Origin of the sequence: Psychrobacter sp. GP33 (assembly GCF_014119005.1) — a bacterium.
Lineage (GTDB): Bacteria > Pseudomonadota > Gammaproteobacteria > Pseudomonadales > Moraxellaceae > Psychrobacter.
In genome coordinates, this window is record NZ_JACGYX010000016.1 from 1 (window position 1) to 9,501 (window position 9,501).

Annotated in this window: 12 protein-coding genes; 6 read left to right on the forward strand and 6 right to left on the reverse strand. The window is 37.1% G+C overall.

From position 1 onward, the window contains the following. A partial coding sequence (locus H2245_RS11725; RefSeq protein WP_182407596.1) for a helix-turn-helix transcriptional regulator occupies positions 1–369 on the forward strand: 369 nt, incomplete at its 5' end. A gap of 153 nt (positions 370–522) precedes the next feature. Here the strand turns inward: H2245_RS11725 and repM are convergent. Beyond that, the gene (gene repM / locus H2245_RS11730) at positions 523–1,500 is read right to left on the reverse strand and encodes a replication initiation protein RepM (protein WP_259365216.1); all 978 of its coding nucleotides are present in this window, start codon (positions 1,498–1,500) and stop codon (positions 523–525) included. A 520-nt stretch (positions 1,501–2,020) separates the two neighbouring features. Next, positions 2,021–2,923 carry a MobV family relaxase gene (gene mobV, locus H2245_RS11735; RefSeq protein ID WP_182407597.1) on the reverse strand — a complete coding sequence of 301 codons (903 nt, stop codon included), beginning with the start codon at positions 2,921–2,923 and terminating at the stop codon, positions 2,021–2,023. Between the two features lie 516 nt (positions 2,924–3,439). Between mobV and H2245_RS11740 the strand changes: the two genes are divergently transcribed. The 3 genes from H2245_RS11740 to H2245_RS11750 all read left to right on the forward strand — a co-directional run bounded on the left by H2245_RS11740 (position 3,440) and on the right by H2245_RS11750 (position 4,511). Then, positions 3,440–3,847, forward strand: coding sequence for a hypothetical protein (locus H2245_RS11740; protein ID WP_182407598.1), 408 nt, complete (start codon positions 3,440–3,442; stop codon positions 3,845–3,847). 65 nt (positions 3,848–3,912) lie between these two features. After that, entirely contained in the window at positions 3,913–4,173 is a 261-nt protein-coding gene (locus H2245_RS11745; protein WP_182407599.1) for a hypothetical protein, read from the forward strand. Positions 4,174–4,271: 98 nt separating this feature from the next. Then, positions 4,272–4,511, forward strand: coding sequence for a type II toxin-antitoxin system RelB/DinJ family antitoxin (locus H2245_RS11750; RefSeq protein ID WP_182407600.1), 240 nt, complete (start codon positions 4,272–4,274; stop codon positions 4,509–4,511). Positions 4,512–4,595: 84 nt separating this feature from the next. Here H2245_RS11750 and H2245_RS11755 read toward each other — a convergent pair whose 3' ends face one another. From H2245_RS11755 to H2245_RS11765, 3 genes are all read right to left on the reverse strand, one after another. Then, complete coding sequence (locus tag H2245_RS11755; RefSeq protein ID WP_182407601.1) at positions 4,596–5,024, reverse strand: BLUF domain-containing protein; 429 nt, start codon at positions 5,022–5,024, stop codon at positions 4,596–4,598. Positions 5,025–5,073: 49 nt separating this feature from the next. Continuing rightward, entirely contained in the window at positions 5,074–5,574 is a 501-nt protein-coding gene (locus tag H2245_RS11760; protein ID WP_182407602.1) for a BLUF domain-containing protein, read from the reverse strand. Positions 5,575–5,951: 377 nt separating this feature from the next. Next, positions 5,952–6,266, reverse strand: a complete 315-nt coding sequence (locus H2245_RS11765; RefSeq protein ID WP_182407603.1) for a hypothetical protein — start codon at positions 6,264–6,266, stop codon at positions 5,952–5,954. A gap of 316 nt (positions 6,267–6,582) precedes the next feature. Between H2245_RS11765 and H2245_RS11770 the strand changes: the two genes are divergently transcribed. Continuing rightward, a complete protein-coding gene (locus H2245_RS11770) occupies positions 6,583–7,347 on the forward strand; it encodes an MSCRAMM family adhesin SdrC (protein WP_220464439.1) in 765 nt (254 codons plus the stop codon). 576 nt (positions 7,348–7,923) lie between these two features. On the opposite strand, the gene H2245_RS11775 is transcribed toward H2245_RS11770, so the two are convergent. Then, positions 7,924–8,292: a hypothetical protein gene (locus H2245_RS11775; RefSeq protein WP_062536807.1), complete on the reverse strand. Its 369-nt coding sequence runs from the start codon at positions 8,290–8,292 to the stop codon at positions 7,924–7,926. A gap of 642 nt (positions 8,293–8,934) precedes the next feature. On the opposite strand from H2245_RS11775, the gene H2245_RS11780 reads away from it, so the two are divergent. Further along, positions 8,935–9,501, forward strand: a 567-nt coding sequence (locus H2245_RS11780; protein WP_182407604.1) for a cupin domain-containing protein, incomplete at its 3' end; no start/stop codon positions are given.

Genomic DNA, 9,501 nt, shown 5'->3' on the forward strand with positions numbered 1-9,501 from the left:
TTACCTGAGACATCAGACAGTTGGTTAATAGCAATGAGGGAGCCGTACTTATCTAAGGTGCTGATTTTAATGCATGATAAACCAGATTATAGCTGGACTACCCATGAGCTTGCTAAAGAGGCTGGAATGTCTCGTTCAAGTTTTTCTCAGCGGTTTAGAGAGACCGTTGGTACACCACCATTGACTTATTTAACTGATTACCGCTTACGTCTTGCCGCCAGTCACCTTCGTTTGCGACAAAATAATATTGGTCAAATTAGTGAGATGGTTGGTTATGCTTCAAACTCAACTTTTAGTCAGGCATTCAAGCGGGTGTATGGCATGTCTCCAAAAGCGTATCAGCAGCAAAAAGTTGTCACCAGGATTTAATCCTATCTTTAATTTGTCATTAGATAGGACTTAAAAATATTTCATCTTGTTCCCTCATGCATGCAATAGCTCAATCTATTAGCGTATATAACACACAGTTGAAGCTTCAAGTCCTCACTAGGGAACAGTATTTACTCAATATATTTACGAGCTCTAATATTCAAGATACTCTCTAAGAGGACGTTTCTTGAACTGTGAAGCATCTTTTTTAAGACGATTGATCATCTCAAACTCCCATGCTTTAGGGTCTTGACCGGCTGGACTGGTAGAGCTGACCATGTGATTATAATCGGCAACAAAGCTAGGATTACGGGCAATGCGTCCTAGCTGATTGTCGTTTAACCCTTCAATCGCAAACATATCTGCTGTATCTGCATCTCTACCAACACCTTTTTGCTTGGTAGCTTTCGGTTTATCTTTAGTTAATACTTTAAATTTAAAGCCAACAATATTTTTACCATCTTTTTCTTGATCATAGCTGACTTTAATATCAGTGTGTTTATTGATTTCTGTAATGGCTTTATGTAGAACTCCAGACTTAAAGTCACACATTCGCTCATATTCATCATCGTCTACTCCCAGCTGACCTCTAAACACCTTTAAACCAAATAAAGGTGTTTTCTTAGCTTCGCGCCACTGTATGAGCAGCTCGTATAAACGTACTGAATACATACTATTAAGCGTAGAAGTTTGTTCTAGTGTGTACTTAGTAAAAAACTGCTCTATACCGTTTATACGTGTTATTTCGTTGACTACAGCAGGCGTAAAAATAATCTCAATAGTACCTTTATCTTGTTTGTACTTGGCTTGACTAATCCAACGGGACTTAACAGGATAACCATCATTTTCGTCTAAAAAAGTAAATCTACGCTCGAACAGGTTTTCTTCTGCTTTTTTAAGTACGTCATAAGCACCTTGTCGCGTCGTCCCAAAAGCTTCAGCATATCTCGAAGCTTTTATAATTAAAGGCTTATCAGCAGATAAGCCCTCGTTCTTCTCTCTACTATCTATAATAGCTAACTGAACTAACCTTATTTCAGCAAGTGTAAGATTCTGAATAGCTGTGTTGAGTCTATTGGTCTTAACTACAAGACCCATCTTCTTATTATCTATGTTCATATCTTCTCCCATTATTTTAGCTCCTATATCTATGTAACGGTAATATAATATAACACCGTTATAACGTTAAATAAATAACTATCGTTACATGGTAAGTAAACTACGTTCTATGGGTAAGTAAACTACGTTCTATGGGTAAGTAAACTACGTTCTATGGGTAAGTAAACTACGTTCTATGCCTTATCAAAGCCTTATTTAACAAGGCTTGCAGAGGACTTAAAAGCTGTTAAAAGCATTTAAAAACATTAAAAGCATTTTTTTATTTTTTTACTAATGAAAAAGATAAGAGATAAAAGACTTAGTTACATCGGAATATCAGAATTTTTATTGTGATATTTTGGGACAGCTAATCTATCCATTCTTTCTGGCTCATTCATTAACTTGTTTTTTTAACCTAATCCAAAGCAACAGGATTTTTCAAATTTTCAAGTACTTTTACCATTCTAGTGACTTTATTTTGCTTAGACCTCAATAATGAGCTATAGAAACCGCTCTATTTGACTACAGAATTAGATTTAAAGGTTGTTTGACTCTATTTTGATACCTTCGTAGCGCTTTCAATTTTAGCCCTCTCTACAGCGATTTTACGGCTTTCTAGCTGCATTACCTCATTTAACCTAGCTATTTCCTCTTGATTTAGCCCTTTAGTCGCTATCAAGTAAGGCTCAACACGTTTTTTTAGGGTCTCATAGCTGTCTTCCGCAACGCTTTTATCAGTCCTAGCCTTCTCGTAGTTCGCTAAAATGCTGTTTGCCGCTTTCACCGTCGGTTCTATTTGCTTAATAACCGCTGATATCACTTTCTCACCGTAGCTAGCCTTGCTTTCAAATAATTCAGGCTTAGGCGGCTCAGCTGTGATACTAAAATCTCTCGCGTGATTGATGTCGTGATAGTACGCCTTGATACTGGTATGCTTGGCTGTAGAGCCTTCCTTGCCCCTCGTTAGCCCCAGATCAGTAACCGTATTGGCAAAATCAGTCTGCATCTGGCTTAACTTAGCCCGACCGCTTAGAAATTCCTTACAGTTCAGCCTCCCCTTGTGGTCAATAGGAACCACATAAGCGACCAGCTGCGTTGTGCTTATGTCTCGATGAATACTTATACCTGTAATATTTTCTGCGCCATGTTTATCACTGAGCCACTGACCCGCTCGCTTAAAAAATTCCGCTTCCTTGTCATTTCCCCAGCCTTCCCATTCAGGACTGGCGGTTATCAAATACTCAATACATAGCACCGCATCCGAACGTCTTTTTTCAGGAAGTCTGTTTTGTATTACTTTTTTGACTGCTTCAGGGGTAGCAACGCTATGATGATTTTTAGGGGTGCGGTTGGGGTCAGCATTTGGCGTTTCTATCGTTCGGTAGTTGTGTGCCAGACTGCCACCAATGTTGCCCATGGTCTTTAATTTTGCCGTTCTCAAAATCGCGTAGTTCATCGCCACTTCTTCCTGATAATTGGGTTTAATTTCACTAAAGAGTACTTACTACACCACAAATTTACCTGTTAGGAAAACGCGATTTTTGACGCAAAAAGAGGTGAAAAAGGGCTATTTTTCACTGTTTTTAAAATCGGCTGTTTACAATTTGTAGACACCTTTTTCCCTTATAAATCAATAGCTAACGTCGATTTTGTTTGCACTTTGCAAACACCTGAATTTCATTAAACGTAACAATATCAGTAACTTGGCAGTCCCTTTAGGGTGCGTATGGTGTAGTCATTAAATTGAATAATTTAATGACCAAAAAACAGGTAGAAAAATTGGTTGTTTTCTACCTGTGGTCAGCTTTTTTAGCAAAAGAGGCTATAAGAGCGTTACTACTGCAAAATAACTGCATTTTTACTGCATAAATGAGGCAAATAGTATATAATCAGGCAATTCTGCTGCAAAATAACTGCATTTTTACTGCAAAAGACGAGTAATCAATAATGGTGCTCTTATAGGTGAATAACGATGGCTAAGAGAACAAAATTTTCAAAATTTCGGTCGCTATATGATGTGATTGAGATTTTGCTTGATACCTACACTCATGAAGGGGTCGTTGAGATACTGGCTGAAAGTCATGATTTAGAATTGTCGGTTTCCACGCTAAGGAGCTATCTCTACCGCTATAAAAAACAGTCAAAGGAATTATCTGTAGCTACAGATAATGCGAGCAGTCAGAGTGAGGATAAGCCTGATATCAAAAAGCAAATTATTGTTGACTTGTATTCTAATGACCCCATCCAAGAAAGTAATACAGATGCTAGTGATGAGCCCTATGTACAGCCCACGCATGAAGAGTTGGATACGTCTATGAAGCGGTTTGAAGCGAAGCTGAAGCTAGCAAACGAAAGAAATAGTTCTCTTGTTGATAAGTAAAGGATGGATGCCGAACTAAACGAAGATCCAATAAGTGACATGCCCTAAATCTAAAGGAGCAATCTATGAGTATTCGAGGGGTATCAGTAGCCAGTCACCATTTCATGCTGTTTGAAGAGACGCAACGAGAATACCACCGTCAAATGGGTCGTCTTAACACCTTTGGTTTAGAGAACGAAGCTCATGGCGACAGCATACTTAAAAAAATGTTTGAGCTAAAAGATGAGGAAAGTATGCTGAGAGAATGTAGCGTAGGCGAACTCTATGTCGTTCGAAAAGAGTTGCAGCAGAAAGTTGATAATTTTCTGCGTGGATTGGATGAGTAGAGTATCACTACTTAATATATCAAAATTCTGAATAATAATTGATATGCCTGTACCTTTAGTTTACATTGAGCATACTCAAGTAAATAGAAGGTATAGGTATGACTACCACCAATTATAATATCAGGCTCGATCAGGAGCTAAGAGACCGCGCTTTTTCAGTGTTTGAAAGTTATGGATTAACCCCTTCACAAGCGATTAAGTTGTTTTTAAATCAGGTTGCTGAAACCAATACCGTGCCCTTGTCTTTTGATTATCACTCTAAGCCCAGTAACAGCGCTCTACAGGCTGTGACATCCCTTGAGGGTAGTAACCATGCCGAAAGCACTTTAGAAGGCTAACAGGCGCAAATAAACCAGGCATAGGGTTAAAAGCAGATGTTTATTGGGTCAGGATTCTAAAAAGACTGTCTGCTTCTTTGCTTACTAACGACTAAGATCACGCATCAAACCACGTATTGATTCGAAACTTAGTAAGTACGGATTAAAATCAGCAGTAGTAGAATACTTAAGATAAATCGCGGCGTTATCTTGGGTTGGTGAGACATAGTTCATTGACCATTTTGACCATTCTCTATGCGCCAATTCCCTAGTTTCAAGTACTTGTAAGTCATTATGCCGTTGATCTGCAATCAGGCTATACAACAGGCGATTAATCCGCGCTCTTGAACCTTCAATGGTTTGCAGAAATATATTGTCTTTAAAAACCAGCATACCCGTAATGGCGTTGGCAGCATTGTTATGCTGTGCTTGCTGTAAAATCTCACTGATTTCTTTAGCAGATATTTCTTGGGTTGCGCGACTGACATAGGTCATGCTTACTAGAATGTGGGCATCTGATGTATTTTGTGCCATATTTGGTCTCTCGTATCAATGGTATCGGATTCAATAGGCTGATTGAACCCTAGGTTTCTTGCTGCTCAGAGGCGCGTTGTTCTTGAAGTGCTGATAGGGCTTCAATAAACAGCATTATCTGAGACGTACTCATGAGATAAGGATTAAATTCATTGCTTGCTGAGAATTTCAGCACATACTCTTTGTCATCATCGCTGAGCGTTAAGTATTTCATTGACCATTTATCCCAACGGCGCTGTTCAACTTCGCGACACTCAACGATCTGCAATGAGAAATGTCGATCATCTTTAATTAGCTCTCGTAATAAACCATTAACAACTGGTCTTGCGCCCTCAATACTCTGAAGAAAATAGTTTTCATTAATGACCAATACGCCAGTAATGCCATTGCGCTCGTTGTTGCGCTGCGCTTGCTCAAGAATACGCGCTACTTCGATATTCGCATTATCAGTGTTATATCGGCTCACATAAGTCAAACGCAGGATAATGCGCTCGCCATGATGCGAGTTGGCATCAGTTTTTTCTGAAACCCCAGTCAGTTCTAGCGCCATAGGGTAATTCCCTTAATAAAAGATAGTCGTTATTTGATTACTCATCATCATTATCTGAGATAAGGTTTCTGACTGTAACTAAGAAACAGGTAGGAGACAAGTAGGTTAAATAAGGGATTGTGTTAGCTGATGTTTTCAAGTGAGAGGAAAACGTTGCTACTTTGAATGGCTGTTTGGGATGGTTCCGTAGCATCGGTCTGCTATAGGTAGTCCATTAGATGGATTTAGAGGCAAATATACTGGTTCTGCTGGGGTATACGCTGCCGCCGTCAAAAATGGGATATTTTGAGATAGTAATTAATAATCGGAGCGATTCAAAATGATAATAACCTTGTAGAAACCCTTTAATATTTAATGGAGTGCTCGCTTTTCCATACTTACTGTACTCCGCGTGCTCGTGTTTGATCTAAGTTCGAGTTATTTTCATTAACAGTATCCGTATCATCGGCCTTTTGCTCATTTTCTACATTACCATTACTAGAATAGTATGCTGCCCCTTCTGTGTCTTCTGTAGAGGCAGGCATTTGATCTTCAGCGACGCCCTCTTTTTGCACAGGTATCATTTCGCTAGATTCCGTATTGGTAGCCGGCTCTTCTGTCTCACTACTGCAAGCACTGAGACCAACGACACTCACTAAAAACACTATCCATAATTTGTTTTGAAACGACTTAGTTAATATTGATGTTTTCATTTCAATATCCTTATTATAGTTAAGGAAGAAAGGTTTAAGAATGGGCTGATTTCATATGACGCGACGATTGCAAAGCCATCGATAGCTTTCTAATAATTTATACTAAACCTTAGAACGTTCGAGAGTAGTTACGTACACCGATTGTGTACGGATAAAAGTACAATACATTATGGTTAGTTATCGAATAATCTATAGATTTTATCGCAGTAGACTTTGTTGGTGTCTATTTACATTAAAACACTGAACAAAAAACGGCCGTAGCTTAATATTAAGTTTCCATCTTTTTTGCCTAAAATTATAACGAGGACTTTAAGTCATGGCCGATAAACCTGTTAATAAAAATAGCATAGAGAGTGCCTTAGAGTCTCTTGAGAATACAACGGAATCTCTTTCAAATGATGCAGTAACGGGTGTAGAGGTTCTAAAAGGCGATACTGTAGTGTATGAAGATGGCGATTTTGACGATTACAATGCTGTTAACGACTATGAAATCGATACAGAAGATAAATCTGATACAGAAGATAAATCTGATACAGAAGATAAGTCTGATGCAGAAGATAAGTCTGATACAGAAGATAAATCTGATACAGAAGATAAGTCTGATGCAGAAGATAAGTCTGATGCAGAAGATAAGTCTGATGCAGAAGATAAGTCTGATACAGAAGATAAGTCTGATGCAGAAGATAAGTCTGATGCAGAAGATAAGCACAGCTTGACGATAAATAGTATCTATCAATGGGCTACTAAGCTTAAAGATGACCTTATGTCTGATAAAGAGAATAATTCTGATTCTGACCAAGAAGCCAAGCACGGTACGACGATAGCTAATATCTATCATTGGGCTTCTAAACTTAAAGATGATCTTCTGTCTGAAACTTCAGGTATGACTCACGAAGTTTCAGAAAAAGCCGTCGCTATGCTGCTTAATAGACTTCTGGATGGCATGAACGCTGAGTTAGAAGCTCTTGATAAGAAAATAGAAGACTCTGAAGGATCAGTAGATAACGCGGAAGAAGAACGCAATAAGATTACTACTAAGAAAGAAAAGTACCAAGGAATGATAGACCAACTGGAAAGTTAATGGGCAATCACTCATAACGCTATTGAATAAACAGTAGCAGTACGAAATACTTTATTAAGACTAGACACAGTGAATTATCTATCGTAAATAAGGATTTATTATGAACTTCATTTCTAGAAATAAACTGAAATCATTGGTAACATCTATACATTATAATTCTAGCTGTACTTGTCCGAAATGTGGATGCACTTGTCCATCGACTTGTGATAAATGCGGTATGTGTTCGAAATGCTGTCAGTGTGGGGAAAAGTAATAAACCTTACGACTTATAGCTTTACATACATTACTCATAAAATCTAAAAAAGCAGCACATAGAATAGATTCTATGTGCTGCCTTTTTATTTACTTAATATGTGGAACTCAATATATTAATTATTATCAGAGTTATAACTTTCTAAAACCCACCACTTTTTCTTCTTCTAAACGGTAGAAGAGTTTAAATAATATATACATGTAAAGTACACAAGCCCCAAAGTTAAACACTGCTCACTCTTATTTCCATAGTCTCAAAATAATTAGGAAATATAATTTCCACCACAGAATATCGGCTTAACAGATAAGTCATAACTTGTTAGCTCAATGTACTTGAGTTGACTCATTATTATGGATTTTTTCCCACACCTCTTTGAACTGCAAATCAAAACTTTCGTAATACAGCGCTTCATCTTGCTTTTCTAAACCTTGTCGATAAGTGCAGTCAGCTAAAATAATTAGACCGCTCTTAATTAAGTCCAGTTCATGAGAAGATAAGTTTGTATATTCGTTACTCAGGGATTTTATTTTTAAGCACAATTCGAACAGCTCTAAACTAACTTCTTCATAATCATGCTCTCTTTTTTCTTCTGTTAATTCCATACTTTTTTTGGCTTTTTTTGTCATCATAATCAACAAACCACTATTGATTAAATCCAGTTCATAATTTGAAAAATAAAAATAATTATTCATATTGTTTTTTTCCTGTCGGAAGTTAACGAAGCTTCCACCTTAGGGAATAAAAGAATCAGTACATTAAAAAAATGCGATCGTTATTAGTTATTTAATACGATCGCACTATAAAAACTCCCTTCTATCTTTTTCTTATTGTTTTATTTTTTTGTATACCTATAAGATAAGCTACCTAATAAATAGTTTGCAAACAAAAATTGCGATCTTGGACTATAACTAAAAATAAATAACCAGCGAACACATGTTCGCTGGTTATTTGTGGAAAAAATTTAATTTTTTAAAATAGTCTAGATATGAACGAACAGATAATGTTGTAGTTATTTATAAAGATAAACTAAAAAAATGTCTTAATAAACAACTATCAAACTGGGTATACGACAAAGAGAAAAGGCGAATACGTGCTCATAAAATATAGATCTAATTAATAAGTAGACATGATGTGCTATAACGTAAATATGTATATATTATTATGAAAAAGAACATAAGTTTTCTTATTTTTTAAAAGTGTATTAAAAACCATACAATTTATACCTAACCACAACCTACTGTTTTTAAAACGAATCTTTTGCTTGGTTAATGATTAGTAGATGAAGATGCTAATAGTAGTGTTTTGCTGAATATAAATTATCAAGGACATGATAAATGGACGTGCTTAGTACGTTATTCCAGCAAAGGCAGCACTTAAGTGAAACTAAATATTATGGTGTAAAGTTTTCAGGCGATTGGGCGTATTCAATAAAGAGTAGCAATGCGATATATTTCTACTTAGTTCAGGCGGGTAGCTGTTGTATAAGCATAGAAGGTGCAACAAGGAAAATGTATGCCGGTGATGTTGTTATGATTGCTAACGGCGATAAACATGTATGTTATGCATTAGATTATCATGGAGACGAAGCTAAGCCGCTGGATAGGATATCGCTTAACTGTAACCAAGATATTATTACGGTCTCTGAAGAGAGTACGCTAAATGTGCAATTAATATTGGTTGAGTGCCAATATGATAAAGACCCACTTCTACCCTTATTATCTGCGTTGCCTGCTATTTTGCCTGAAGACAACGATAGTCACAAAAGTCAGCCTAAAGCGTTTGATGTTGCAGTTAAGTTTATTACGTTAGAATCTGAGTGTGAGCGTTTGGGCAAACTTGCGATGATTAATCTTTGGGTAAACATAGTGATGATTGAGTGCTTACGTACCTATATTGAAAGC

Excerpts from the sequence above, each read along its gene's own strand:
- repM (WP_259365216.1), bottom strand. The coding sequence starts at position 1,500 with ATGGGAGAAGATATGAACATAGATAATAAGAAGATGGGTCTTGTAGTT.
- mobV (WP_182407597.1), bottom strand. The coding sequence starts at position 2,923 with ATGAACTACGCGATTTTGAGAACGGCAAAATTAAAGACCATGGGCAAC.
- H2245_RS11740 (WP_182407598.1), top strand. The coding sequence starts at position 3,440 with ATGGCTAAGAGAACAAAATTTTCAAAATTTCGGTCGCTATATGATGTG.
- H2245_RS11745 (WP_182407599.1), top strand. The coding sequence starts at position 3,913 with ATGAGTATTCGAGGGGTATCAGTAGCCAGTCACCATTTCATGCTGTTT.
- H2245_RS11750 (WP_182407600.1), top strand. The coding sequence starts at position 4,272 with ATGACTACCACCAATTATAATATCAGGCTCGATCAGGAGCTAAGAGAC.
- H2245_RS11755 (WP_182407601.1), bottom strand. The coding sequence starts at position 5,024 with ATGGCACAAAATACATCAGATGCCCACATTCTAGTAAGCATGACCTAT.
- H2245_RS11760 (WP_182407602.1), bottom strand. The coding sequence starts at position 5,574 with ATGGCGCTAGAACTGACTGGGGTTTCAGAAAAAACTGATGCCAACTCG.
- H2245_RS11765 (WP_182407603.1), bottom strand. The coding sequence starts at position 6,266 with ATGAAAACATCAATATTAACTAAGTCGTTTCAAAACAAATTATGGATA.
- H2245_RS11770 (WP_220464439.1), top strand. The coding sequence starts at position 6,583 with ATGGCCGATAAACCTGTTAATAAAAATAGCATAGAGAGTGCCTTAGAG.
- H2245_RS11775 (WP_062536807.1), bottom strand. The coding sequence starts at position 8,292 with ATGAATAATTATTTTTATTTTTCAAATTATGAACTGGATTTAATCAAT.